Source organism: Enterobacter sp. NFIX58 (genome assembly GCF_900110475.1).
Taxonomy (GTDB): domain Bacteria; phylum Pseudomonadota; class Gammaproteobacteria; order Enterobacterales; family Enterobacteriaceae; genus Enterobacter; species Enterobacter quasiroggenkampii.
The window spans coordinates 458,765-484,355 of the sequence record NZ_FODW01000001.1 but is presented as its reverse complement, the minus strand read 5'-3'; the positions used below and the strand labels follow the sequence as shown (position 1 = coordinate 484,355).

The 25,591-nt window shown below is 59.2% G+C and carries 24 protein-coding genes; 20 read left to right on the top strand and 4 right to left on the bottom strand.

Going from position 1 to position 25,591, the window contains the following annotated elements; all coding sequences use genetic code 11:
* The first annotated feature begins 210 nt into the window (after window positions 1–210).
* From BMW97_RS02375 to BMW97_RS02345, 7 genes are read left to right on the top strand one after another with little or no spacing between them, the layout of a single operon-like run.
* Window positions 211–1,065 (top strand): MurR/RpiR family transcriptional regulator, encoded by an 855-nt coding sequence (locus tag BMW97_RS02375; protein WP_045410261.1) that lies wholly within the window; start codon window positions 211–213, stop codon window positions 1,063–1,065.
* A gap of 12 nt (window positions 1,066–1,077) precedes the next feature.
* Window positions 1,078–1,653, top strand: a complete 576-nt coding sequence (gene ddpX, locus BMW97_RS02370) for a D-alanyl-D-alanine dipeptidase (protein WP_025911023.1) — start codon at window positions 1,078–1,080, stop codon at window positions 1,651–1,653.
* Window positions 1,654–1,668: 15 nt separating this feature from the next.
* Entirely contained in the window at window positions 1,669–3,201 is a 1,533-nt protein-coding gene (locus BMW97_RS02365; protein ID WP_045908774.1) for an ABC transporter substrate-binding protein, read from the top strand.
* 22 nt (window positions 3,202–3,223) lie between these two features.
* Window positions 3,224–4,246 carry an ABC transporter permease gene (locus BMW97_RS02360; RefSeq protein WP_045908775.1) on the top strand — a complete coding sequence of 341 codons (1,023 nt, stop codon included), beginning with the start codon at window positions 3,224–3,226 and terminating at the stop codon, window positions 4,244–4,246.
* Window positions 4,243–5,136: a D,D-dipeptide ABC transporter permease gene (gene ddpC, locus BMW97_RS02355; RefSeq protein ID WP_045908776.1), complete on the top strand. Its 894-nt coding sequence runs from the start codon at window positions 4,243–4,245 to the stop codon at window positions 5,134–5,136. The genes BMW97_RS02360 and ddpC overlap by 4 nt, the downstream gene beginning before the upstream one ends.
* Window positions 5,136–6,122, top strand: coding sequence for an ABC transporter ATP-binding protein (locus BMW97_RS02350; RefSeq protein WP_045908777.1), 987 nt, complete (start codon window positions 5,136–5,138; stop codon window positions 6,120–6,122). The genes ddpC and BMW97_RS02350 overlap by 1 nt, the downstream gene beginning before the upstream one ends.
* The gene (locus BMW97_RS02345) at window positions 6,115–7,044 is read left to right on the top strand and encodes an oligopeptide/dipeptide ABC transporter ATP-binding protein (protein WP_045908778.1); all 930 of its coding nucleotides are present in this window, start codon (window positions 6,115–6,117) and stop codon (window positions 7,042–7,044) included. Before BMW97_RS02350 ends, BMW97_RS02345 begins: the two co-directional genes overlap by 8 nt.
* On the opposite strand, the gene BMW97_RS02340 is transcribed toward BMW97_RS02345, so the two are convergent.
* Window positions 7,041–7,790, bottom strand: a complete 750-nt coding sequence (locus BMW97_RS02340; RefSeq protein ID WP_008501706.1) for an SDR family NAD(P)-dependent oxidoreductase — start codon at window positions 7,788–7,790, stop codon at window positions 7,041–7,043. The two genes, BMW97_RS02345 and BMW97_RS02340, sit on opposite strands and share 4 nt — an antisense overlap.
* Before the next feature lie 115 nt (window positions 7,791–7,905).
* Between BMW97_RS02340 and BMW97_RS02335 the strand changes: the two genes are divergently transcribed.
* Window positions 7,906–8,811 carry a LysR family transcriptional regulator gene (locus BMW97_RS02335; protein ID WP_045908779.1) on the top strand — a complete coding sequence of 302 codons (906 nt, stop codon included), beginning with the start codon at window positions 7,906–7,908 and terminating at the stop codon, window positions 8,809–8,811.
* A gap of 23 nt (window positions 8,812–8,834) precedes the next feature.
* Here the strand turns inward: BMW97_RS02335 and BMW97_RS02330 are convergent, their stop codons facing one another.
* Entirely contained in the window at window positions 8,835–9,263 is a 429-nt protein-coding gene (locus tag BMW97_RS02330; protein WP_008501708.1) for an OsmC family protein, read from the bottom strand.
* Window positions 9,264–9,338: 75 nt separating this feature from the next.
* Window positions 9,339–10,220, bottom strand: a complete 882-nt coding sequence (locus tag BMW97_RS02325; RefSeq protein WP_045908780.1) for a LysR family transcriptional regulator — start codon at window positions 10,218–10,220, stop codon at window positions 9,339–9,341.
* Between the two features lie 110 nt (window positions 10,221–10,330).
* On the opposite strand from BMW97_RS02325, the gene BMW97_RS02320 reads away from it, so the two are divergent.
* The 12 genes from BMW97_RS02320 (at window position 10,331) to BMW97_RS02265 (ending at window position 24,304) form a co-directional block, all read left to right on the top strand.
* On the top strand, window positions 10,331–11,182 hold the full coding sequence (locus BMW97_RS02320; protein ID WP_090392504.1) for a Vmh family MBL fold metallo-hydrolase: 852 nt from the start codon (window positions 10,331–10,333) through the stop codon (window positions 11,180–11,182).
* A 232-nt stretch (window positions 11,183–11,414) separates the two neighbouring features.
* Window positions 11,415–11,630 (top strand): biofilm-dependent modulation protein, encoded by a 216-nt coding sequence (gene bdm, locus BMW97_RS02315; RefSeq protein WP_013096534.1) that lies wholly within the window; start codon window positions 11,415–11,417, stop codon window positions 11,628–11,630.
* Between the two features lie 95 nt (window positions 11,631–11,725).
* Complete coding sequence (gene sra, locus BMW97_RS02310; protein ID WP_008501714.1) at window positions 11,726–11,863, top strand: stationary-phase-induced ribosome-associated protein; 138 nt, start codon at window positions 11,726–11,728, stop codon at window positions 11,861–11,863.
* Between the two features lie 176 nt (window positions 11,864–12,039).
* Window positions 12,040–13,737, top strand: coding sequence for an NAD-dependent malic enzyme (locus BMW97_RS02305; protein ID WP_008501715.1), 1,698 nt, complete (start codon window positions 12,040–12,042; stop codon window positions 13,735–13,737).
* 382 nt (window positions 13,738–14,119) lie between these two features.
* Window positions 14,120–15,832 carry an ABC-F family ATP-binding cassette domain-containing protein gene (locus BMW97_RS02300; RefSeq protein WP_090392503.1) on the top strand — a complete coding sequence of 571 codons (1,713 nt, stop codon included), beginning with the start codon at window positions 14,120–14,122 and terminating at the stop codon, window positions 15,830–15,832.
* 196 nt (window positions 15,833–16,028) lie between these two features.
* Window positions 16,029–17,039: an alcohol dehydrogenase AdhP gene (adhP, locus tag BMW97_RS02295; protein ID WP_008501719.1), complete on the top strand. Its 1,011-nt coding sequence runs from the start codon at window positions 16,029–16,031 to the stop codon at window positions 17,037–17,039.
* Between the two features lie 150 nt (window positions 17,040–17,189).
* Window positions 17,190–18,809, top strand: coding sequence for a TIGR04028 family ABC transporter substrate-binding protein (locus BMW97_RS02290; RefSeq protein ID WP_090392501.1), 1,620 nt, complete (start codon window positions 17,190–17,192; stop codon window positions 18,807–18,809).
* A 10-nt stretch (window positions 18,810–18,819) separates the two neighbouring features.
* On the top strand, window positions 18,820–19,764 hold the full coding sequence (locus tag BMW97_RS02285; RefSeq protein WP_023327539.1) for an ABC transporter permease: 945 nt from the start codon (window positions 18,820–18,822) through the stop codon (window positions 19,762–19,764).
* On the top strand, window positions 19,761–20,612 hold the full coding sequence (locus BMW97_RS02280) for an ABC transporter permease (RefSeq protein ID WP_090392499.1): 852 nt from the start codon (window positions 19,761–19,763) through the stop codon (window positions 20,610–20,612). Before BMW97_RS02285 ends, BMW97_RS02280 begins: the two co-directional genes overlap by 4 nt.
* Window positions 20,609–22,216 (top strand): dipeptide ABC transporter ATP-binding protein, encoded by a 1,608-nt coding sequence (locus tag BMW97_RS02275; RefSeq protein ID WP_090392497.1) that lies wholly within the window; start codon window positions 20,609–20,611, stop codon window positions 22,214–22,216. The genes BMW97_RS02280 and BMW97_RS02275 overlap by 4 nt, the downstream gene beginning before the upstream one ends.
* Window positions 22,213–23,202 carry a putative FMN-dependent luciferase-like monooxygenase gene (locus BMW97_RS02270; RefSeq protein ID WP_090392495.1) on the top strand — a complete coding sequence of 330 codons (990 nt, stop codon included), beginning with the start codon at window positions 22,213–22,215 and terminating at the stop codon, window positions 23,200–23,202. The genes BMW97_RS02275 and BMW97_RS02270 overlap by 4 nt, the downstream gene beginning before the upstream one ends.
* 10 nt (window positions 23,203–23,212) lie before the next feature.
* Complete coding sequence (locus BMW97_RS02265) at window positions 23,213–24,304, top strand: alkylhydroperoxidase domain protein (protein ID WP_090392493.1); 1,092 nt, start codon at window positions 23,213–23,215, stop codon at window positions 24,302–24,304.
* A gap of 6 nt (window positions 24,305–24,310) precedes the next feature.
* Here BMW97_RS02265 and araJ read toward each other — a convergent pair whose 3' ends face one another.
* Window positions 24,311–25,486 (bottom strand): MFS transporter AraJ, encoded by a 1,176-nt coding sequence (gene araJ, locus BMW97_RS02260; RefSeq protein WP_090392491.1) that lies wholly within the window; start codon window positions 25,484–25,486, stop codon window positions 24,311–24,313.
* Window positions 25,487–25,591: the final 105 nt, after the last annotated feature.

Genomic DNA, 25,591 nt, shown 5'->3' with positions numbered 1-25,591 from the left:
TGACGTATTCACCAAATTCATACCTGTCCGGTCAGCCAGTGCACCAAAAGTGAACTACGCTGCACAAATGTTGATCATTGGTTAACCAAATATTGCATGAAGTTTACTGCGCAGCGGGTTTTCGCCCGCCTGTGAACATGGCACGCGTCATGCATTGTTAATCAGGTAACACAATTTCGGCCATTGACAGCCTGTTAACAGCGAGGCGGTATGACGACGAAACCTGAGATGTTGAGCCGTATCGAAGCGACCTTCAGCCAGCTTACCCCCAGCGAGAAGCGGGTCGGAAGCTGGCTGCTGGCGCACGCCGCGCAAATCCCGTTTGAAACGGCGGAGAGCGTCGGGCTGGCGAGCGGAACCAGCGGGATCACCGTCGGACGCTTTCTGCGCAAGCTGGGGTATCGCAACCTGGAGGATGCCAAAAAAAGCCTGCGCGATCCGTATCAGCCCTGGGGCATGAACGAGCGCCTCGACTCCTGGCAGCAGCAGCGCCCCCTGCCCAACCGCCTTCAGCACGCCCTGTCGCTGGAAGTGGACGCCATCACGCAGGTGTATCAGCTGGCGCAAACGGACGCTTTTCGTCAGGTGGTGCACCATCTGGCCCACGCGGACGCGGTCTTTGTGCTGGGGATCCAGTCCACGCGCGGGATCGCCAACGCCTTCTTCAGCCACCTTGAATACCTCCGCCCGCGGGTGAGTTACTCCGAAGGGGCATCCGGCAGCTGGGTGGAATCCCTGAACTCCGGGTTTGCGCACCCTTATGTCGTGCTGACCGATACGCGTACCTACTCCACGATGGCCCGACAGTACTGCCGCGTCGCGAGCGAGAAAGGCATTCCGCTGGCCTTAATCACCGATATCTGGTGCCCGTGGGCGCGGGATTATCCGATTGATTTACTGCAGGTGAAAACCGATACCGGTCATTTCTGGGATTCACTTGCCCCTGTGAGCTGTCTGTTCAACCTGCTGCTGTCGGGTGTGGTGGAAGCGCTGGGTGATGCGCTTCCGGCGCGCCTGGCAGTAAACCGACAATTACAACAAGAGTTTGGTCAATTCGAACGCTAAAGGAGCGGAGCTATGCCCGTAGAGAGTGAACTGATTGATGTGGCGAAGACGTTCCCCACGCTGCATATCGATCTGAAGTACGCCACCGCCGACAATATTACCGGCCGCCCAATTTACCAGGAGGCGCTGTGCCTGCTGCATACCGACGCGGCCACCGCGCTGGCAAAAGCCATCAGCATTGCCACGCTGGCCGGACTGAAGCTGGTGGTTTACGACGCCTATCGGCCACAGCAGGCGCAGGCCCAGCTGTGGGAGGCCTGCCCGAACCCGGAATATGTTGTCGACGTGGCGATTGGCTCCAACCACAGTCGCGGCACGGCCATCGACGTGACCCTGATGGACGAGCATAACGCCGTGCTGGATATGGGCGCCGGTTTTGACGAAATGCATGACCGCTCGCATCCGTATCACCCTTCCGTGCCGCCCCACGCCCAGCGCAACCGTCTGCTGTTGAACGCCATCATGTTCGGCGGCGGTTTTGTCGGGATCGGCAGCGAATGGTGGCACTTCGAACTGCCGAACGCCGCCAGCTACCCGCTGCTTGATGACCGTTTTGCCTGTTTTCCCCTGACGCACACCCCTCTTTAAACCTGGAGCACTGCCATGAAAACATCGCTTCTCTCGACCGTCATTGCCGCCACGCTGGCCCTGAGTGCACCGCTGGCGCTGGCTGCCGTCCCGAAAGACATGCTGGTCATCGGGAAAGCCGCCGACCCGCAAACGCTCGATCCGGCCATCACTATTGATAACAACGACTGGACCGTCACCTATCCATCCTACCAGCGTCTGGTCAAGTACAAGCCAGGCTCTACCGAGGTGGAAGGCGATCTGTCGACGGGCTGGAAAGCCTCCGACGACCAGAAAGAGTGGACCTTCACCCTGGCGGATAACGCCAAATTCTCCGACGGCACGCCGGTCACCGCCGAGGCGGTCAAACTCTCCTTTGAACGCCTGCTGAAGCTCAGCCAGGGGCCGTCTGAAGCCTTCCCAAAAGATCTGAAAATTGATGCCGTTGATGACCATACGGTGAAATTCACCCTCAGCCAGCCGTTCGCGCCTTTCCTCTACACCCTGGCGAACGACGGCGCCTCCATCATTAACCCTGCGGTGCTGAAGGCCAATGCCGCGGACGACGCGCGCGGCTATCTGGCGCAAAACACCGCCGGGTCCGGGCCGTTTATGCTGAAGAGCTGGCAGAAAGGCCAGCAGCTGGTGCTGGTGCCAAACCCGCACTGGTCGGGCGACAAACCGCACTTCAAGCGCGTCTCGGTGAAAATTATCGGTGAGAGCGCGTCGCGCCGTCTGCAGCTTTCCCGCGGTGACCTGGACATTGCCGACTCCCTGCCGGTTGATCAGCTGTCAGCCCTGAAGCAGGAAGGGAAAGTCGCCGTCGCCGAATACCCGTCCCTGCGCGTGACCTATCTCTACCTCAACAACAGCAAAGCGCCGCTCAATCAGGTCGATTTACGCCGCGCGGTCTCCTGGGCGACAGACTATCAGGGGATGGTGAAAGGCATTCTGAGCGGCAACGGCAAGCAGATGCGCGGCCCGATCCCGGAAGGCATGTGGGGATTTGACGCCACGGCAATGCAGTACAGCCTCGACGAGGCAAAAGCCAAAGCGGCCCTGGAGAAGGTTAAAGACAAGCCCGCCAGCCTGACCTTCCTCTACTCTGACAACGATCCGAACTGGGAGCCTATCGCGCTCTCAACGCAGGCCAGCCTTGGCAAGATCGGCATTAACGTCAAGCTGGAAAAACTGGCCAATGCCACCATGCGCGACCGCGTCGGCAAAGGCGATTACGACATTGCCATCGGCAACTGGAGCCCGGACTTTGCCGACCCGTACATGTTCATGAACTACTGGTTCGAATCGGACAAAAAAGGGCTGCCGGGCAACCGCTCGTTCTATGAGAACAAAGAGGTCGATTCCCTGCTGCAGGCCGCGCTGAAAACCACCGACCAGGCTGAACGCACCAAAGATTACCAGCAGGCGCAAAAGGTAGTCATCGACGAGGCGGCCTACGTTTATCTGTTCCAGAAGAACTACCAGCTGGCGATGAACAAAGAGGTCAAAGGCTTCACCTTTAATCCAATGCTCGAGCAGGTGTTTAACATCGCCACCATGAGCAAGTAACCGTTTCGCCGGGGGAAAGTGTATGACGTTCTGGAGCATCGTGCGCCAGCGCTGCTGGGGGTTACTCCTTGTGGTGGCCGGTGTCTGTATTATCACTTTTATTATTTCGCACCTGATCCCCGGCGATCCGGCCCGTCTGCTGGCCGGCGACCGCGCCAGCGACGATATCGTGCAGAACATTCGCCAGCAGCTGGGACTGGATCAGCCGCTGTATGTTCAGTTTGGCCGTTACGTGGACGCCCTGGCCCACGGTGATTTAGGCACCTCCATCCGGACCGGCCGTCCGGTTGCGGAAGACCTGAAGGCTTTTTTCCCCGCCACGCTGGAGCTGGCCTTTTGTTCCTTGCTGCTGGCGCTGGTCATCGGCGTGCCGCTGGGAATTTTGTCGGCGGTCTACCGCAACCGCTGGCTGGATCACCTGGTGCGTTTAATGGCGATTACCGGGATCTCCACCCCGGCCTTCTGGCTTGGGCTGGGCGTCATTGTCCTGTTCTACGGGCACCTGCAGATCCTGCCGGGCGGCGGCAGGCTGGACGACTGGCTCGACCCGCCTGCCCACGTCACCGGCTTTTATCTGCTGGATGCCCTGCTGGAAGGTAATGGAGAGGTCTTTTTCAATGCGCTGCAGCACCTGATTTTGCCCTCGCTGACGCTGGCGTTTGTGCATCTGGGCATCGTGGCGCGTCAGGTTCGCTCGGCGATGCTGGAGCAGCTTAGCGAAGACTACATTCGCACGGCCCGCGCCAGCGGCCTGCCCGGCTGGTATATCGTCCTGCGCTACGCCCTGCCGAATGCGATGATCCCGTCGATTACCGTGCTCGGGCTGGCGCTGGGCGACCTGCTGTACGGCGCCGTGCTGACCGAAACCGTCTTTGCCTGGCCGGGCATGGGGGCCTGGGTGGTGACATCCATTCAGGCGCTCGATTTCCCTGCCGTGATGGGCTTTGCCGTCGTTGTTTCGCTGGCCTACGTGCTGGTTAATCTGGTGGTCGATCTGCTTTACCTGTGGATTGACCCGCGAATTGGGCGCGGAGGTGCCGAATGATGTTAACGCAGGAAACGCCCGTCCCGGTTAAACCCGTCAGACAACGCATCAACTGGGCAAAGCTGTTCTGGATGCTGCGTCAAAGCCCGCTCACGATCGTTGGCGGCGTCATTATGCTGGTGATGCTTTTCATTATGGTGGCCGCGCCGTGGATCGTGCCGCATGATCCAAACGCGCTGGATCTGACCGCGCGCCTGCAGGCGCCGTCTGCGCAGCACTGGTTTGGTACCGACGAGGTGGGCCGCGATCTGTTCAGCCGCGTGCTGGCGGGCAGCCAGCAGTCCATTACCGCCGGACTGGCGGTGGTGGTGATTGCGGGCGGCATCGGTTCGCTGCTGGGTTGTCTGTCCGGCGTGCTGGGCGGGCGCGGCGACGCCGTCATCATGCGGGTGATGGACATTATGCTCTCGATACCTTCCCTGGTGCTGACCATGGCGCTGGCCGCCGCGCTCGGGCCGAGCCTGTTTAACGCCATGCTAGCAATTGCGATTGTCCGCATTCCGTTTTACGTCCGCCTGGCACGCGGCCAAACCCTGGTGGTGCGCCAGTTTACCTACGTGCAGGCCGCCCGCACCTTTGGCGCCTCCCGCTGGCATTTGATCCGCTGGCACATCCTGCGCAACGCCCTGCCGCCGCTGATTGTGCAGGCATCGCTGGACATCGGCAGCGCCATCCTGATGGCCGCCACGCTGGGGTTTATTGGCCTGGGAGCGCAGCAGCCTACCGCCGAATGGGGCGCGATGGTGGCCGTCGGCCGTAACTACGTTCTGGACCAGTGGTGGTACTGCGCGTTTCCCGGTGCGGCGATTTTGATAACCGCCGTGGGCTTTAACCTGTTTGGCGACGGTATCCGCGATCTGCTGGATCCGAAATCGGGAGGTAAACAGTGATGACCGATCCGGTACTCAAGATTGAAGACCTGCATCTGAGCTTCCCGATTTTCCGCGGCGAGGTCCACGCGCTGAACCACGTCTCGCTGGAGATCGGCAGGGGTGAAATTGTCGGCGTGGTGGGTGAATCCGGTTCAGGTAAATCGGTGACCGCCATGCTCGCCATGCGTCTGCTGCCGGAAGGCAGCTACCGCATTCATCATGGTCAGGTGAAATTACTCGGCGAAAATGTCCTGACGGCATCCGAGAAACAGCTTCGCCAGTGGCGCGGCGCAAAGGTCGCTATGATTTTTCAGGAGCCCATGACCGCCCTCAACCCGACGCGGCGGATTGGCAAACAGATGGTGGAGGTGATCCGCCAGCATCAGCTGCTTTCCCGGCATGAGGCGCAGCAGAAGGCGATTACCCTGCTGGAAGAGATGCAAATCCCGGATGCGAAAGCGGTCATGGCGCGCTATCCGTTTGAGCTGTCCGGCGGGATGCGCCAGCGGGTGATGATCGCCCTTGCCTTCTCCTGCGAGCCGGAGCTGATTATCGCCGACGAACCGACCACCGCGCTGGACGTCACCGTCCAGCTGCAGGTGCTGCGCCTGCTGAAACACAAGGCACGGGCCAGCGGCACCTCGGTGCTGTTTATCAGCCACGATATGGCCGTGGTGTCCCAGCTCTGCGACAGAATGTACGTGATGTATGCGGGCAGTGTGATCGAGAGCGGTGCCACGCAAACGCTGATCCAACAGCCTGTACATCCCTATTCCATTGGTCTGCTGCAGTGCGCGCCGGAAAACGGCCAGCCGCGCGCCCCGCTTCCCGCCATCCCCGGCACGGTCCCCAACCTCAGCCAGCTTCCGCAGGGATGCGCGTTCCGCGAGCGCTGCTTTGCCGCCGGGACGAAATGCAGCGAAACACCGCGCTTACAGCCCCATGGCGCAGAAGGCCAACAGGCTGCCTGCTGGTATCCACAACGGGAGAAAGCCCATGTCTGATGTACTGCTGGAACTGGATAGCGTGCACGTGAATTTTGCGGCACGTAAAAACTGGCTGGGCCGCGTGACGGAACAGGTCCACGCGCTCAACGGGCTCGACCTTGAGATCCGTCGGGGAGAGACGCTTGGCATTGTCGGGGAGTCCGGCTGCGGGAAAAGCACGCTGGCCCAGCTGCTGATGGGCATGCTTAAGCCCAGCACCGGCGCCTGCCAGCGGGCGCACCACGCGGGCGGCATGCAGATGGTGTTTCAGGATCCGCTCTCTTCGCTCGACCCGCGCCTGCCGGTCTGGCGCATTATCACCGAGCCGGTGTGGGTACAAAAGCGCAGCAGCGAGCGCGAACGCCGTCAGCTGGCTGAAAACCTGGCGCTACAGGTGGGCATTCGCCCGGAGTATCTCGACCGGCTTCCGCACGCCTTCTCCGGCGGACAGCGCCAGCGCATTGCCATCGCCCGGGCGCTCTCGTCAGATCCAGATATCATCGTGCTCGATGAACCCACCAGCGCGCTGGATATTTCCGTGCAGGCGCAGATCCTCAACCTGCTGGTGACCCTGCAACAGCAGCGTAATCTGACCTACGTGTTGATCTCACATAACGTCTCGGTGGTCAGGCACATGAGCGACCGCGTGGCGGTGATGTACCTTGGGCAGATTGTGGAGCTGGGCAGCGCCGCTCAGGTGCTTGGGGAGCCGCGCCATCCTTACACCCGTCTGCTGCTCGATTCGGTTCCCCGCACCGGTGAACCGCTGGATGAGACGCTGGCCTTACGCAAAACGGAGCTTCCCGGCAACCGTCATCTGCCCGAAGGCTGTTTTTTCCGTGACCGATGCCCGATGGCCGCGCAGGGGTGCGAACGTCCTCAGCCGTTACAGCCCTCTCGCGAGGGCCGTGATGTCCGCTGCTGGCGCAGTCTGGGTTAAATTTGCGCCATCCCACCGTCCACGAACAGCTCGGTGGCGTTAATAAAGCTGGCCGCGTCGGAGGCCAGAAACGCCACCGCTTTACCCACCTCACCCGGCGCGCCTAAACGGCCGAGCGGCACCTGTGCGGCCAGCGCGTCGTACAGTCCCTGACGATGTTCTTCCGGCACCAGATCGCCGAGGCCTGGGGTTTTGATCGGGCCCGGGCTGACCACGTTGACGCGGATCCCACGGCCCTGCAAATCCAGCGCCCAGGAGCGGGCAAAGTTGCGCACGGCGGCCTTGCTGGCGCTGTAGACGCTAAAGTTTGCCGTCCCCTTAATGGACACCGTCGAGCCGGTCAGAATAATCGAGGATCCGGCGGACAGCAGCGGCAGTGCCTTCTGTACCGTAAACAGCACCCCGCGGACGTTGGTGCCGAAAATCCGGTCAAACTGCTCTTCGGTTATCGCGCCCAGCGGCAGCATATCGCCGCCACCCGCATTGGCGAACAGAATATCGAGGCGGCCTTCTTCTTTGGCTATCCGGGCATAGACCTCGTCCAGGTCCGCCAGTTTTGACACGTCAGCGCGAATGCCCACTGCCGTTGAAGCGATTTCAGCCACCGCCGCGTCCAGCTCGGCCTGACGTCGTCCGGTGATGTACACCTTCGCGCCCTGTGCAGCAAGCTCCTGCGCCGTGGCAAGACCGATGCCGGTGCTGCCGCCGGTGACCAGTGCGATTTTTCCTGAGAGAGTCGTGTTCATGTCATTTACCTTTTGTTGGGTTTGCGTTGGACAAACTTTAGCCCTTGCCGGATTAGTGAAAAACCGGCAAAAATGAAAATGACTATTCACACACAGAAATAATCAGGGGAGCCTAATGGACCAGCTAATGGCGATGCGCGCTTTTACCCGGGTGGTGGAAACCGGCAGCTTTACCCGCGCGGCGGACTCGCTGAACATGCCCATTGCCACCCTGAGCAAGCTGGTGAAAGCGCTTGAGTCGCATCTTGAGATACGTCTCCTGCACCGGACGACTCGCCGGGTGGTCGCGACGCCGGAAGGGGCGGATTACTATGAAAAAGCGCTCAGGGTCTTGATAGATATCGAAGATATCGACACCGCGTTTCGCGTTTCCCGCGCGACGCCCAAAGGGCATTTGCGGGTTGACGTGGGCGGCTCCACCGCTCGGGACGTACTTATTCCCCTGCTGCCGGATTTTATGCAGCGTTATCCGGAAATCCGCATCGATCTTGGAGTAGCCGATCGTCCGGTGGATCTTATCAGCGGTAACGTAGACTGCGTCATCCGCGGCGGCCCGCTGAACGACTCGACCCTCATCGCCCGCCATATTGGCAACGCCGAAATGGTCACCTGCGCGACGCCGGGTTACCTGAAACACCATGGCGTTCCGGCCTATCCGCAGGAGCTGTGCAACGGCCACAAGCTCATTAGCTACCTCTCGCCCGTCACCGGGCGGGCATTTCCGTTTCGCTTCAGAGAGAACGGCGAGACGCTGGAAATCAATATTCCGCATTTTCTCGGCGTAAACGAAAGTAATGCCCATCTGGCGGCTGCCGCAGCGGGATTGGGGATCGTTCAGACGTTTGAGTATTCGGCAAATGCGTATTTACAGGCGGGTACGCTGACGGCGATCCTGAGCGACTGGCGCCCTGCCGCCTATCCGTTTCATGTGGTTTACCCTCAGAACCGGCATCTGACGCACCGTCTTAAGGTGTTTATTGCGTGGCTGGCGGAGGTGTTTCCCGCCGCACTGAAGGGATAGCCGGGCGCAAACCCGGCAGGGAGTTAATTTAGCGTGTAGTCCAGGGTAATCTCGGCTTTCAGAAGCTGCGAAACCGGGCATCCCGCTTTCGCTTTCTGAATGATACCGTCGAACTGCTGTGGGGCGATGCCCGGGACGGTCACCTTGCTTTTCAGGGCAACCTTCGTAATCGCAAAGCCGCCGTCGGTTTTATCCAGAGAGACGTCCGCGGTGGTATCAATAGCGTCAGCGGTATAGCCCGCTTCCCCGAGCATCAGCGACAGCGCCATCGAAAAACAGGCCGCATGTGCCGCGCCGATCAGTTCTTCCGGGTTGGTCCCCTTTTCACCCTCAAAGCGGGTATTGAAACCATAAGGCTGCTGATTGAGAACGCCGCTCTCGGTGGAAACCGTCCCTTTACCGCGCTTAATGTCGCCAGACCAGTGTGCCGAACCGTGCTTATGAATAGTCATTCTTGCTCTCCTTTTGGCTTACAAAGGGTTAAGTATAGAAGGCTGTCCGGATTTTGCGGGCAAGACAGACGAGTCTTAGTCACTGAGTAAATGGTGCGCCAGTGCGTCGAGGAACACCCGCAGCGCGGCAGGCTGGTATTCCCGGGACTGATAAATGCCATGGATGGCCAGCGGTTTCGGCTCCAGCGTCTCCAGTACCGGCACCAGTATTCCCTGCGCCAGCGCGGTTCGCGCCTCACGCTCCGGCAGCATGGCGATACCGCAGTGCTTAACCGCCGCGTCCATCAGCAGCGAAGAGATGCTGGCGCTCAGGTTGCCGCTGACGGCCACGCTCAGGCTTTCGCCTTCCGGCGTCAGGAAGTGCCAGGACTGCCCGGCAAAAAAGCTGTAGTGCAGGCAGTTATGCCGGGCTAATTCTTCGGGGCTGACGGGCGTGCCGTGCTGCGCCAGATACTCCGGCGAGGCGCAGAGCACCGAGCGACACTCCCCCAGCCTGCGGGCAATCATGCCGGGTTCGGGATTGTCGGTAATGCGCACGGCGACATCAATGCGTTCTCCCACCAGGCTGACCGGATGGTTGTTCACATCCAGTTCGATGCGCAGCTGCGGGTAGCGCGAGAGCAGACCGGGCAGCACCGGCGCAATCAGGTGCATCGCGGTAAAGTGCGCGCAGGCCACCCGCAGGGTACCTGACGGGAGATCTTTCTCTGACTGGCCTTCAATTTCCTGCGAGATCTGCGAAAGCGTCCGCGTTTTTTGCAGCACCTTTTCCCCTGCCGCAGTCAGCGTCAGCTTGCGCGTGGAGCGGTTTACCAGACGCGTCCCCGCCCACTTTTCCATCTGTTCAAGGTAGCGGCTCACCATTGGTCGGGAAATACCCAGCGCGCGGGCCGCCGCGCTCAAACTTCCCAGCTCGCATATCCGGTTGTAAACCTGAGCGGCAATAACGCGATCCATATCAACTCCATCTGCTCGATTTATGAAACTAAGCATGTCCTGTTTCAGGAATTCTGGCAAATGCGAATATCCGTACAATAGAGACATTCCTGAACAACAGAGACAACAGCATGAAATTCACCCACATAGCCCTGCTTTCCACGCTTTTCACTCCGGCTGTTTTTGCCGCGCCGTTGAGCATTGATACCTATAACCCGCAGGAGAAAGGCATTTTCGCGGTCTCCTCCACGCTGGTTTCCGGCCCGAAAGAAGCGGTGCTGTTTGACGCGCAGTTCAGCGTGAAGGATGGCGAAGCGCTGGTAGAGAAAATTCGTCAAAGCGGTAAAACCCTGAACAAGATTGTGATCACCTCCGGCGATCCGGATTTCTATTTTGGCCTGCAGCCGCTGGTCAAAGCCTTCCCGAACGCTAAAGTGGTGGCCACGCAGCATGTGGTTGACCACATCAAGGCCACCAAAGACGCCAAGCTCGCCTTCTGGGGTCCGCAGATGAAAGACGGTGCGCCAACCGAGCTGGTCGTCCCGCAGGTGCTCGCCTCCACCACGTTTATGGTCGACGGAGAAAAGATCGATATCGAACAGCCTGACAGCTATGCGGCCTATGTGTGGATCCCGTCAGCGAAAACCATCCTCGGCGGCACCGGGGTAGCCTGGGGAATTCACGTCTGGACGGCAGACACCCAGACAGCAGAAAGCCGTAAGCAGTGGCAGGAAACGCTGGTGAATATGGCGGCGCACAAACCCGAGCGCGTCATCCCGGGTCACTATCTGGGTATCCCGCCAGCCGGGACGGGGGCGATTGATTTTACCCGTGACTATCTCCAGCGCTTTGAAAAGGCCTTATCCGTTCATAAAGATTCTGCAGGCGTCATCAGCACCCTGAAAAAACAGTATCCGAACCTGGCTGAAGAGAGCTCGCTGGAATTAAGCGCTAAGGTGAATACCGGCGAAATGAAGTGGTAATGTAAACTCTGCTCCTGCTATATTTTCGTGATAGCAGGAGCACCGTCATAATATTCTCTCAACGCCACGTCGATTTACCCCCACATTTCAAAACCACACAAAAGCATACACTTATGTCATTTTTATTTCTAAGATGAATCTGAGCCACAACCGGGAAAATATTTGCCATTCTGTTTATGAATTAATTTTTTTGCGAGCCGTACCATTAAACAGACAACGACACGGAGGCAGCATGTTTACTTATTACCCGGCAAATACCGCAGCAGCACAACCTGAACTCGTTAACGCGATTGCACAGGGTCTTCACGCCGAGCACGGTGCTGTGACTGAAGATGACATTTTGATGGAACTCACCAAGTGGGTGGAATCCACAGATAATGACATCCTCAGTGACATCTACCAGCAGACCATTAACTACGTCGTCAGCGGGCAAAACGCACCCTTGTAAAAACCTGCTAAGCTGGATCTGCAACCTAAGGGGTTACATTTCGTTTGCGTAAGCAAACTGGTCCTTAAAACTATCAACAGGATTGAGGAGTTAATATGAAATCGAACCGTCAGGCACGCCATATTCTGGGACTGAACTACAAGCTTTCTAATCAGCGTAAAGTGGTGATTGAAGGCGACCACGAAACCCAAGTCACTCACGCCACCGGCAGAAAACGCCACGCCGGCAAGTAAGTTCCAGACTGAGATCCAGAACACCATCGGTAATCCCGATGGTGTTTTTGTTTATGTGTTGCGGTAATTAATATTTAGCTCCTTTATAATACCGCCGGACCGCACCCCATCGCACAGGCCAGAAAGATGACAAACAGCAGTGTCAGGGACGGATCTTCATAAAAAGAGTGAGTGACATGGACAACAAACTGAAAAAACATCGTTCCTTATACATCCCATACGCCGGACCGGTTTTACTCGAATTCCCCCTGCTCAACAAAGGCAGCGCCTTCAGCATGGAAGAGCGCAGCAGCTTTAACCTGCTAGGTTTACTGCCCGAAGTGGTTGAAACCATTGAAGAACAGGCAGAGCGCGCGTGGATCCAGTACCAGGGTTTCAAAACTGAAATCGACAAACACATCTACCTGCGCAACATTCAGGACACCAACGAAACCCTCTTCTATCGCCTGGTACAAAACCATCTTGAAGAGATGATGCCGGTGATCTACACCCCGACGGTGGGTGCCGCCTGCGAGCGTTTCTCCGAGATCTACCGTCGCTCCCGCGGGGTATTCATCTCTTATCAGAACCGTCACAACATGGACGATATTCTGCAGAACGTGCCTAACCACAATATCAAAGTGATTGTGGTGACCGACGGCGAACGTATTCTTGGCCTCGGCGACCAGGGCATTGGCGGGATGGGGATCCCAATCGGTAAACTCTCTCTGTATACCGCCTGCGGCGGCATCAGCCCGGCGTATACCCTGCCGGTGGTGCTAGACGTCGGCACCAACAACCAGCAGTTGCTCAACGACCCGCTCTATATGGGCTGGCGTCATCCGCGTATTACCGACGACGAGTACTATCAGTTTGTCGACGACTTCATCCAGGCCGTGAAGCACCGCTGGCCGGACGTGCTGCTGCAGTTTGAAGACTTTGCGCAGAAAAACGCGATGCCGCTGCTGAACCGCTATCGCGATGAGATCTGCTCCTTTAACGACGATATCCAGGGCACCGCAGCCGTCACGGTGGGTACGCTTATCGCCGCCAGCCGTGCAGCGGGAAGCCAGCTGAGCTACCAGAAAATCGTCTTCCTTGGCGCAGGCTCCGCAGGCTGCGGTATTGCCGAGCAGATTATCGCCCAGACGCAGCGCGAAGGCTTAAGCGAAGAGCTGGCCCGCTCCCGCGTCTTTATGGTGGACCGTTTCGGCCTGCTGACCGACGGCATGCCGAACCTTCTGCCATTCCAGACGAAGCTGGTGCAGAAACGCGAAAACCTGAAAAACTGGGATACCGACAACGAAGTCCTTTCCCTGCTGGACGTCGTGCGCAACGTGAAGCCGGATATTCTGATCGGCGTTTCCGGGCAAACCGGTCTCTTCACTGAAGAGATTATTCGCGAGATGCACAAGCACTGCGAGCGCCCTATCGTGATGCCGCTGTCTAACCCGACTTCCCGCGTGGAGGCGACGCCGCAGGACATCATCGCCTGGACCGAAGGTAACGCGCTGGTTGCGACCGGCAGCCCGTTCGATCCGGTGGTGTGGAAGGATAAAACCTATCCGATTGCTCAGTGCAACAACTCCTATATCTTCCCGGGCATTGGTTTGGGCGTTATCGCCTCCGGCGCGTCCCGCATCACCGACGAAATGCTGATGTCGGCGAGCGAAACCCTGGCGGGCCACTCGCCGCTGGTCAACGACGGCGAAGGTCTGGTTCTGCCTGAGCTGAAGGACATTCATAAGGTGTCGCGCGCTATCGCGTTTGCGGTGGGTAAAATGGCGCAGCAGCAGGGCGTGGCGGTGAAAACTTCTGCCGACGCGCTGCAGCAGGCCATCGACGACAACTTCTGGAAGCCTGAATACCGCAGCTATCGCCGTACGTCGATTTAATCCGCTCCGCCCGGTGGCGCTTCGCTTACCGGGCCTACGGGCTGGCTGTTTTCCCTCTCCCTGTGGGAGAGGGTCAGGGTGAGGGCAACAAACCGCACCATCGAATACCCACTAGCCAAACCCCTTTTCCCCCGCTACACTCCTTTCATCCATTAACCCACTGAATATATAAGGAGGCCAATTATGCTGTATCGTGAAATTTTCAATGTTTCACATACATTTGGTGATCGCACCAGCTCAAGCGTTATCGGTATCGTGCTGCGATAACTTCTGCTTGAGCGAAGACACCAACCCCTGAAATCCCTTCTCTCGGGCTTACTGAGTTATCGTCAGCAATGTTTGACGAGGCATAAACATGCCTGTAACTCTTGGGTAAGCAACAATGAGCACTTTACTCACTGCACAATCTTTACGCGTTGATACGGCGTTTGGCACGCTCTTCGACTCACTCTCCTTTACGCTGAAAAAAGGCGACCGCATTGGCCTGCTGGGCGACAACGGCTGCGGTAAAAGTACGCTGCTGAAGGTGCTGGACGGCACGGATTTCCCCGCCGCCGGAACGGTCTCGCTGGCCGGGCACTGCCTGATGGCGCGCGTGGAGCAACATCTCCCGGACGCTATTTTTCCGCTGACCATGCTGGATGCCGTACTCGCACAGCTGCCTTTTGCTGAGCGCGATAGCCTGCGCTGGAAAGCCGAAACGCTGCTGGCAGGCATGGGCTTCACCCCGCAGGATATGGCGCTGCAATCCGCCACGCTGAGCGGCGGACAGCACACCCGCCTGCTGCTGGCGCGGGCGCTGATTCACGAGCCGGACCTGCTCCTGCTGGATGAACCCAGCAACCACCTGGACCTCCCGACCATGCTCTGGCTGGAACACTTCCTACAGAACTGGTCGGGCAGCTTTGTGCTGGTCTCGCATGACAGACAGCTGCTGGATGCCGTCACCAACGGCAGCTGGATCCTGCGCGATAAAACGCTGCACTACTTTGCCCTTCCCTGTACGGCAGCACGCAAGTCGCTTGAAGCAAAAGATGAGAGCGATGCGCAGCGCCACAAGGCGGAGCAAAAGGAGATCGACCGCGTGACAGCCAGCGCGAAGCGGCTGGCGACCTGGGGCAAGGTTTACGACAACGAAGACCTGGCCCGAAAAGCCAAACAGATGGAAAAGCAGGTCGAACGGCTCAGGGAGAGCCAGACGGAACTCACGGCAGGTAGCCCGTGGACGCTGACCCTTCGCGGCGACGCGCTGCGGGCCGACCGTTTGCTGGAGATGGAAAACCTTGACGTGCCCCCTGCTCCGGGCCTGCCTGCGTTGTTCAGCGTCGACGTTGCGCGGTTAAAAAGCGGCGATCGCGTGGCGATTGTCGGTCGTAACGGCTGCGGTAAATCGTCGCTGATGAAGCTTATCTGGCGACAGTTTACCGATGAACTGACCCACGACGGGCTGAAGTTGCACCCGCGCGTGTCGCCGGGCTATTACGACCAGACGCTGAATCAGCTGCCGGACAACGCCACGCTACTCGACGCGCTGGAGCCTTTCGCTCCGGATCCGCAGAACCGCAAAATGGCCCTGATAAGCGCCGGTTTCCCGTGGGCGCGTCACGGACAAACGGTCAGCACGCTCAGCGGAGGCGAACGCTCACGCCTGCTGTTCGTTGGCCTGACACTTGCCCGCTATAGCCTGCTGATGCTGGATGAGCCTACCAACCACCTGGACATGGAAGGCAAAGAGGCGCTGGCGCACACCCTTCAGCAGTTCGAAGGCGGCGTCCTGCTGGTCAGCCATGACCGTCAGTTAATTAGCCAAAGCTGCAACCGTTTCTGGCTGATTGAAGAGGGAAAACTGAGCGAGTGGCACGATGCAGAAGCGGTGTTTGAGCGGCTGCGTGAACGCGCGGGGCTGGTCACATCCACTGCGCCTGACATCGCGGCGCCGACGGTTCGCCCCTCGCCGCATGACGATCTGCTTGAACGCCTGGTCGCGCTGGAAACGCTGCTGGAAGATGATCTGGCGCGTAAGCCGAAGCATCAAAAGCCGCAGCTGCAGGCGCAATGGCGTAAAGAGATAGAGGAGATAGAAGCCCAGCTGTAAGTCTGCGCCCGGCGAGCGCCTCGCCGGGCCAGAATTTTCCCCCTTAATTATTAGAGGAACGCCGTATTCTTAATCTGAAATCGAATCAAATGATGACATTATGTTGCTGCAGCCTTGCATTACCAGGCTAATGTATTAATCCTTAAGAGGTACTACACCTGCTATGCAGATTCTTATCATGAACAAGGAGATACACATGAAGGCTGCTGTTGTCACTCAGGATCACCAGGTCAACGTTACCGAAAAAACCTTACGCCCGCTAAAGCATGGGGAAGCCCTGCTGAAGATGGAGTGCTGTGGCGTATGCCATACCGACCTCCACGTGAAGAACGGTGATTTCGGCGATAAAACCGGGGTCATCCTGGGCCATGAAGGGATTGGTATCGTGAAAGAAGTCGGCCCTGGCGTGAAGTCGCTGAAAGTCGGCGACCGCGCAAGCGTGGCCTGGTTCTTTGAAGGCTGCGGGCACTGCGAATACTGTAATTCCGGCAACGAAACCCTGTGCCGTGACGTGAAAAACGCCGGTTACTCCGTTGACGGCGGCATGGCGGAAGAGTGCATCGTCACCGCGGATTACGCGGTAAAAGTGCCGGACGGTCTGGATTCGGCGGCGGCCAGCAGCATTACCTGCGCGGGTGTCACCACCTACAAAGCAGTGAAGGTATCGGGTATTAAACCGGGCCAGTGGATTGCGATTTACGGTCTCGGCGGGTTGGGTAACCTCGCGCTGCAGTACGCCAAAAACGTCTTTAACGCCAAAGTCATCGCCCTTGACGTCAACGACGAACAGCTGAAGCTGGCGGCCAGCATGGGTGCGGATCTCACCATCAACTCCCGCAGCGAAGATGCCGCTAAAATTGTGCAGGAAAAAACCGGCGGCGCGCATGCCGCCGTCGTCACTGCCGTCGCAAAAGCCGCCTTCAACTCGGCGGTGGATGCCGTGCGTGCCGGTGGCCGTGTGGTCGCCGTTGGCCTGCCGCCGGAAGCGATGAGCCTCGACATTCCTCGCCTGGTGCTGGACGGCATTCAGGTGGTGGGTTCGCTGGTTGGCACCCGTCAGGATCTGCAGGAAGCGTTCCAGTTCGCCGCTGAAGGTAAAGTCGTGCCGAAAGTTACGATGCGCCCGATCGAGGACATCAACGCCATCTTCAAAGAGATGGAACAGGGCCAGATCCGTGGCCGTATGGTGATTGACCTGCGTTCATAATCACCCACCGTTCAATTACCGCTCCTGACAGGGGCGGTTTTTTTATAGCCATTTTCCAGCAATCCTTATCTTAATTCCTTTGTTCCCTTGTTTTCCCCTGCGCCCGATGATGAATCCGACGCTAACAAGAAGATAACAAAGGAATTCACCATGCAAACCCCACTTCGTCTGCCGCTGCTGACGGCGCTGATTCTGACGACCACCGCCGCCTGGTCCGCGGATGCGCCTGTTAAAGGCGGCACGCTGATTTATCTGGAGCAACAGGCGCACACCAACCTCTATCCGCCTGCCGGCGGCTTCTACCCGAACGGCGGCATTCTGAACCAGATTACCGACAAACTGACGTGGCAGAACCCAAAGACGCTGCAGGTCGAACCGTGGGTGGCCGAAAGCTGGACCACCAACGCCGATAAAACCGAATACACCTTCAAAATTCGCCCGGGGATCACCTTCTCCGACGGCACGCCGCTGGACGCCAACGCCGTAGCAAAAAACTTTGATACCTACGGCTTAGGTAACAAGGCGCAGCGCCTGCCGGTGTCAGAAGTAATCAATAACTACGATCGCAGCGAAGTGATCGACCCGCTGACCGTGAAGTTCTACTTCAAAAAACCGTCACCGGGATTCCTGCAGGGCACCGCCACCATCGGGTCGGGACTGGTCTCGCTCAGCACGCTCAAGCGCAATTTTGAAGAGCTGGGTGACGCCCGGCATATCATTGGCTCTGGCCCGTTTGTGGTGAAGGACGAGAAGCTGGGTCGCGAAGTGACGCTGGAAGCACGTAAGGACTACCAGTGGGGGCCCAAAAATCTGGCGCAACAGGGGCCAGCCAATCTTGATGGCATCAAGTTTATCGTAACTCAGGAAGACAGCGTGCGCGTCGGCGCCCTGCTGGCCGGTCAGGCCGACTTTATTCGCCAGGTGCAGGCGTATGACGAAAAGCAGGCGACCGATCAGGGCTATAAAATCTACGCCGCCCCGACGCGCGGGGTGAACGACAGCATTAGCTTCCGTCCGGATAACCCGCTGGTCTCCGATATTCGCGTCCGTCAGGCGCTGCTGCATGCCACCAATGCAAAACAGGTGGTTGAAACCCTCTTCTCGGCTAACTATCCGCAGGCGAAGTCGGTGATTGCCGATTCCGCCGCTGGCTTTGTCGATCTCAGCGACAAATTGTCCTTCGACCCGGCAAAAGCCAACCAGCTGCTGGACGAGGCAGGCTGGAAAGCAGGCAGCGACGGGATCCGCGCCAAAGATGGACAGCGGCTGGCGCTGACGGTGTATGAATCCCTGCCGCAGCCACAAAATAAAGAGGTGCTGCAGCTGGTTGCCCAGCAGTGGCGACAGGTGGGCGTGGCGCTGAACGTGAAAGCCGGCGACGCAGGCAGCCGCACGCTGGATAACCTTGATCCGCTGAAAACCCCGTTAACCGTCTCCGAAGTGGGCCGCGCCGATCCGGACGTGGTGAAAAGCATGTTCTACCCCGCTAACCGCGACGCCCTGCTGCAAAAAGGCGGCTCCAGCGACAAGGTCAAAAGCTTCCGTGACGACAAGCTGAATGCGCTGCTGGTGAATATCTCCTCAGAGGTTGATCCACAAAAACGCCTGCAGCTGACCGGCGATGCCCAGCGTTACCTGCTGGATAACGCCTACGTCATTCCGATTTTCGAAGAGCCGCAGGTCTTTGCCGGTGCGCCGTGGCTGAAAGGCGTCAATTTTGAAGCAGTCGGCCGCCCGTCGTTCTACGGCGCGTGGATAGAGAAACACTGAGGAGCTGACGATGCGCCACGCACTTCTTCAACGTTTTGGGCACGGGCTACTGGTCTTGTGGGCCGCCTTTACCCTCTCGTTCGTGTTGCTCCAGGTGCTGCCGGGCGACGCGGTGCTGATTAAATTTCAGAACCCGGACCTGGGCTTAAGCCCGGCGCAAATCGAGGAGATGCGCGTGGCCTATGGCGCGGACAGCCCGCTGTGGCAGCAATACGGCCACACGCTGCTGGCGATGCTGCGCGGGGATTTCGGCTACTCGTTACAGGCCGGGGTGCCGGTCAGCGAGCTGATTGCCAGCAATCTGCCGGATACCCTGAGCCTCGCCCTGCCCGCCTTTTTACTCGCGGTCCTGCTGGCGTTTGCGCTGGCCTTTGCGTCGCGCCTGCCGGGTCTGCGCTGGCTAAGTAATACCCTCCAGTCTCTGCCGGTCCTGTTTATCTCCTTACCGACGTTCTGGCTGGGGATTGCCCTCATCCAGCTCTTTTCTTTCCAGTTGCGGCTGATCCCGGTGATTAACCCGACCCCGCTGCAGGGGCTGATCCTGCCGATCGTGACCGTCGCGATCCCGATCTCCGCCCCGCTGGCACAAATCCTGATGCGCAGCCTCGACCAGGTGGCGACGCAGCCGTTTGTCGCCGTGGCCAGGGCTAAAGGGCTGAGTGAAACCGCCGTGCTGTGGCGTCACGTCACCGGCAACGCCCTGCTGCCGGTCCTGAACATTGCCGGGCTGCTGCTGGGCGAGCTGATTGCCGGGGCGCTGATCACCGAAACCGTTTTTGGCCGCAGCGGGCTCGGGCAGCTGACCCAGCAGGCGGTGAACAACCAGGACATCGCCGTGCTTCAGGCGGTGGTCATGATATCCGCCCTCGGTTTTGTCCTGATCAATCTGCTGGTGGATCTGCTGATGCCGCTGCTGGATCCCCGTCTGCAAACCGTTACCGGAGGTGCATCATGAGCCTGGTCGATTACGCTGCCGCCGCGCGAAAACGCGTTCCCGGTTGGCAGGGCATCGCGTGGCAGCCGGGACTGTGGCTGGCATGGGCGGTCATTATTATTGCGCTTTTTGCCGCCGTGGCGCCCGGCCTGTTAACCCACTACAGCCCGATTGAGGGCATCGCCGGAGCACAACGTCTGGCGCCGCAGGCGGGCCACTGGCTCGGCACCGATCAGCTTGGCCGCGATGTTTATACCCGTATTGTGTATGGTGCGTCCCACTCCCTGAGCGCGGCGCTCGCTGCCGTCACGATGGGGCTGGTGGTGGGCACCGGTCTGGGGGTGATCGCCGGGGCGTTCGCCGGACGCGTCGAGTCTTTCCTGATGCGTTTTGTCGACGTGCTGTTATCCATTCCGTCTCTGCTGCTCTCGCTGACGGTCATTATTCTGCTCGGGTTTGGCACCGTTAATGCCGCGATTGCCGTCGGCGTGGCCTCCATTGCCAGCTTCGCCCGCCTCGCGCGCGGTGAAGTGGTGCGCATCCGCCATACGGATTATGTCGAGGCAGCGTTCGGCAGCGGCGGGACGTTCCTGGCGGTGCTGTGGCGACACATCCTGCCCAATGCCTTAACCGCCGTCCTCGCCTTTGCCACGCTGCAGTTTGGTCAGGCTATCCTGGCCCTCTCCACGCTGAGCTTTCTCGGCTACGGTACCCCGCCGCCCGTACCGGAATGGGGTTTATTGATCGCCGAAGGCCGTAACTATCTCTCTACCGCATGGTGGCTAACCACCTTCCCCGGCATGGTCGTCATCGCCGTCGTGCTTGCCACCAACCGTATCAGCCAGCAGTTCAGCGGAGGCCTGAAATGACCGTACTCTCGGTAGAAAACCTGACCATCAGCTACCGTACCGCGCGCCAGTGGCGCGAGGTGGTACATAACGTCAGCTTTACCCTCAGGCGAGGGGAAATGCTGGCCTTTGTCGGCGAATCCGGATCCGGCAAAACGACCACGGCACAGGCAATCATTGGCCTGCTGGCGGATAACGCCCGGCGCGATGCGGGAAAAATCGTGCTCAACGGCGAGGAGATTAGCCGGTGGTCAGCGAAGCGTCTCGATACCCTTCGCGGGGCGCGAATCAGCCTGGTTCCGCAGGATCCGGGTAATTCACTCAACCCGGTGAAGACGATCGGCGTGCAGGTCGGGGAAATTATTCAGCTGCACCAAAAGGTAACGGCTCTCCAGCGTGACGAGCAGGTGCTCGCCCTGCTGAGAAAGGTCGGCCTGAGCCACCCCGAACAGCGCATGACGCAGTATCCGCATCAGCTCTCCGGCGGGATGAAACAGCGCGTGCTGATTGCCATCGCCATTGCCCTGCGCCCGGACGTGATCGTTGCCGATGAGCCCACCAGCGCGCTGGACGTGACGGTGCAAAAACGCATTCTCGATCTGTTGGATATCCTGCGCCGGGAATCGGGTACTGCCGTTCTGTTTGTCACCCACGATCTGGCCCTGGCCGCTCAGCGCGCGGACAGGCTGCTGGTGTTTCGCAACGGTGAAGTTCAGGAGCACGGCGACACCGCCGACATCGTTCGCACGCCGCAGCACGCCTATACCCGTCAGCTACTGAGCGACCTCCAGGGCCAGCGCCTGACCATCGCCCCGGTATCAGGTCTTCCGCTCTCGTCACCGGCCATTCGCGCCCGGGCCATCAGCAAACGGTTCTCGCTGGGTAAAGGTCATCAGCTTCAGGCGTTGGATCGGGTGACGTTTGACGTCAGACGCGGCAGCACCCATGCGCTGGTCGGTGAGTCCGGCTCCGGGAAGACCACTCTCGCCCGTATTTTGCTGGGTTTTGAACAGGCGGATAACGGACAGGTCATTATTGATGACATTGATGCCACCGCGCTCAGCCGCGAGGCCCGCCGTCAGCTGCGCCAGAAGATCCAGTTTGTCTACCAGAACCCGTTCGCCTCTCTCGATCCGTGTCAGACGCTGTTTGACATCATCGAAGAGCCCCTGAAGAACTTTTCTCGCCTCGCTAAGGCGGAGCGAAAGACCCGGGTGGAGACCGTGGCGCAGCGGGTTGCCCTGCCCGTCGAACTCCTGACCCGTACGGCCAGAGAGCTTTCAGGCGGGCAGCGCCAGCGCGTGGCCATCGCCCGGGCGCTGATCCTGGAGCCGACTATTCTGGTGCTGGACGAAGCCACCTCCGCGCTGGACGTGACCGTACAGGCGCAGATTCTGGCTCTGCTTCAGCAGCTGCAGCAACAGCTGGGATTAACCTATCTGTTCATCACGCACGATCTCTCCACCGTTCGTCGGATCGCCCACAGCGTCACGGTGCTGCGCAGCGGTCAGGTGGTCGAACACGGTGACGTCGAAACCTTATTCACGTCGCCACAGAACGACTATACCCGCGAGCTGATTGCCGCCATTCCCCATTTTTCACCCGCTACGGAGGAGTTCGCATGACGCGAAAACGCCTGGGATTTTTCACCCGCCTGCTTGACGATGCCACGCCAAAAGAGCGCTATCGACTGGCTACAGAACAGATCCGCCACGCTGAACGCCACGGTTTTGACAGCGCCTGGATTGCGCAGCACCACTTCCATGAGAATGAAGGCGGCCTGCCGTCGCCGCTGCTGTTTCTGGCCCACGTTGCGGCGCATACCGAAACCATTCGGCTGGGTACGGCCATCATTACCCTGCCGATGGAAAACCCGCTGCGTGTGGCGGAAGATGCCGCCGTGCTGGACTTACTCGCCGATGGACGTCTCGAAGTCGGCTTTGGTTCGGGCGGCACACCTACCTCTTTCCTGCCGTTCGGACTGACGTTTGAACAGCGCGGCGCGGCTTTTGCCGACCATCTACATGTGATCCAGAGCGCCTGGCGCGGGGATTCGCTCACCCATCCGGATAACCATCTTTACCCGCCAGCGCCACAGCTCGCTGACCGGATCTGGATTGCCACCTTTTCCGTCGACGGTGCCGTTCGCGCCGCGCGGGCCGGACACGGTTTAATGCTCTCCCGCACGCAGCCGCGCCCGGCAGACCAGTTGGATTTAACGCTCGACGCGATCCAGAACCCAATTGTGGATGCCTACCTTGAGGCGCTGCCCGCCGGTACCGCACCGCGCATTCTGGCTTCTCGTACGGCATTCGTCGCCGACAGCGATGACTATGCGCTGAAGGTTGCAACGCCGGGTCTCACGAAACAGGCCCAGCAGCATCGCGCTGCCGGACACGTGGTTAAAGGTGACGCTATCACAGATTTTCGTCGCCAGTTCGACGCCCATATCGGTTCGCCTGAGACGGTGCTGCGTTCGCTGCAGGCCGATTCTGTTCTCCGGCGCGCCACGGACATCTCATTCCAGGTCCATTCGGTCGAGCCCACCCATCGCGACACGCTGCGCTCCATCGAACTGATCGCCGAACATATTGCCCCCCATATCCATTGAGGAGATACCTATGTCATTAAGTCACGACATTCTCGCCGAGCTGGCGGAAATTAAACCCGGTTCCCCTCTGGCAGAGGCGCGCGCCACGCGGGACGCCGCCACGCGCCACGCACAGGGCAGCTACGAAATCTTATTCACTCAGCAGAATAGCGATTTTGCGCTGGACGAGCGCTTCGCCGTCGCGGCAAAAGTTGCGAGGTGGCATAACGCGGAGGCGCTGGCCGCGCACTATGCGGGGTTTGGCCTGGCAGACCCGACCTCAGACCGTCTGACCCCGGCGCTCAATTTCGCGCGCCTGCTGACCTTCTCCCCCGTCGAAGCCACGCCGACATCGTTAAGGGCGCTGACCCAGGCGGGATGGAGCAAGGAAGGCATCGTGACTCTTGCGCAGCTTATCGCCTTTGTCAGCTTCCAGAGCCGACTGATTGCCGGGCTGCGGCTGCTGAATGACAGGCCTGTCGCCACAAGCGATGCGCCGGTGGCGGCAGGCGTCTGGCACACGACCGCCACCACGGCCACCGGAAAGGCGGCTCCCGTCGCCTTCACCCAGCAGGAACTGGGCTGGGAGCCGTGGATCGCCGCCAAACCGCTGGCGGATTTTCGTGATGACGAGGTTGCTATACTGGCGAAGTTTGGCCACACCGATTCCGACTATTTCCGACTGCTGGGACGCAACCTGCCGGTGCTTGAACAGCGCACGCTAACGGATAAAGGGATTTTTTATACGCCGGGGGGATTGCCGCGCGCCGAGCGCGAGCTGGCCGCAACGGTCGCCAGTAAAATTAACGGCTGCATCTACTGCGCATCTGTCCATGCGCGGAAAGCCAGCCAGCTGTCAAAGGATGACGCAGCGGTAGAGGCCCTGCTGGCCGTGCGTCCGGGACAGTCCCTGAGCGAGGGGCAATCTGCGCGCTGGCAGGCGGAGATTAATTTTGCGGCAGCGCTGTCGGTAACCCCGCCTGCCGCCACGCCGCTGCACCTTGCCGCGCTGGAAAAAGAGGGGCTGGACACCTTAGCCCAGCTTGATCTGGTGCAGTCCGCCGCGTTCTTCGCCTGGGCTAACCGCCTGATGCTGACCCTGGGCGAGCCCTGGATTGCCTGACTTCAATCAGGCTAGCGCGCGAGCGTTAGCCTGAGCCTGTCTGGCCCGCAGGTAACCGTATACCAACAGCGCGCTCATGGCCGAGAACGAGAGTAACGCCGCAGGCAGCGTGACGTAGCGCCAGCTAAAGCCGAGGGTAATCATCATCCCGCCAAAGTACGCCCCGATAGCACTGCCGAGATTAAACGCCATCTGCCCTCCGGCCGCCCCCAGCATCTCGCCGCCCTTCGCATTTTGCAGAAGCAGGATCTGCAGCGGCGCAGAGAGCGCGAACAGCCCGGCACAGCAGATAAAGCCCGTGATTAGCGAAGCCGTTTTCAGTTCACCGCAGGCGAAAAGCAGCAGCAGCGAGGCGACAATGACCATGTCGGTGGTTGCCGCAATGCGCAGCGGGCTAAAGCGTCCCGAGAGTTTGCCGCTCAACAGATTGCCCAACACCATGCCAAGGCCCATCAGCATCATAATGATCGTCATCATGCCTTCGGAAAAGCCAGAAACGTTGACCATAAACGGTTTAACGAAGCTGAACCACGCGAACACGCCAGCATTACCAAACATCGTGGCGGCAAAAATCAGCCAGGGCTCCGGTTTATTCAGGAACTGGAACTGCTCGGTCAGTTTAATTTCTGATTTGTCATGGATGTCCGGCACCCAGATCAGCACCGAGAGGATCACCAGCGCATCGAACAGGGCGATCAGGAAAAAGGTATAACGCCAGTTGAACTGGTGTCCCAACCAGGTGCCGAGCGGGACGCCCACGAGATTGGCGACGGTCATCCCGGCGATCATTCCGGCCACCGCGACCGTCACCTTCCCGGGCGGCGCAATTTTAGACAGAATAATCGCCCCGACGCCGAAAATCGCGCCGTGAGGAAAACCAGAAATCAGGCGCCCGGTCGCCAGCCAGAAATATGACGTAGAAAACGTAAACAGAGCGTTCCCGACCGCGCACAGGGCAACCAGAAACAGCAGCGTGGTTTTTAACGAGAACTTGCCTGAGAAGAGCGCCACAATCGGGGCGCCAATCACCACGCCGAAGGCATAAAACGAGATCATATTCCCGGCGGAGGGAATCGAAATACCGGTGTCATGCGCCAGCTCGGTTAACACGCCCATAATGCCAAATTCGGCCATGCCCAGGCCAAATGTGCCAAGCGCCAACGAAAATATTGTCTTTTTCATACCTCAACCACGGGTTAATCACTCGCAACGGGCATTATTGAATAATCTTGTATGGTGAGCCAGTTCAAATCAGCTGGCTGACAGGTTAATCCATTAATTCAGGTG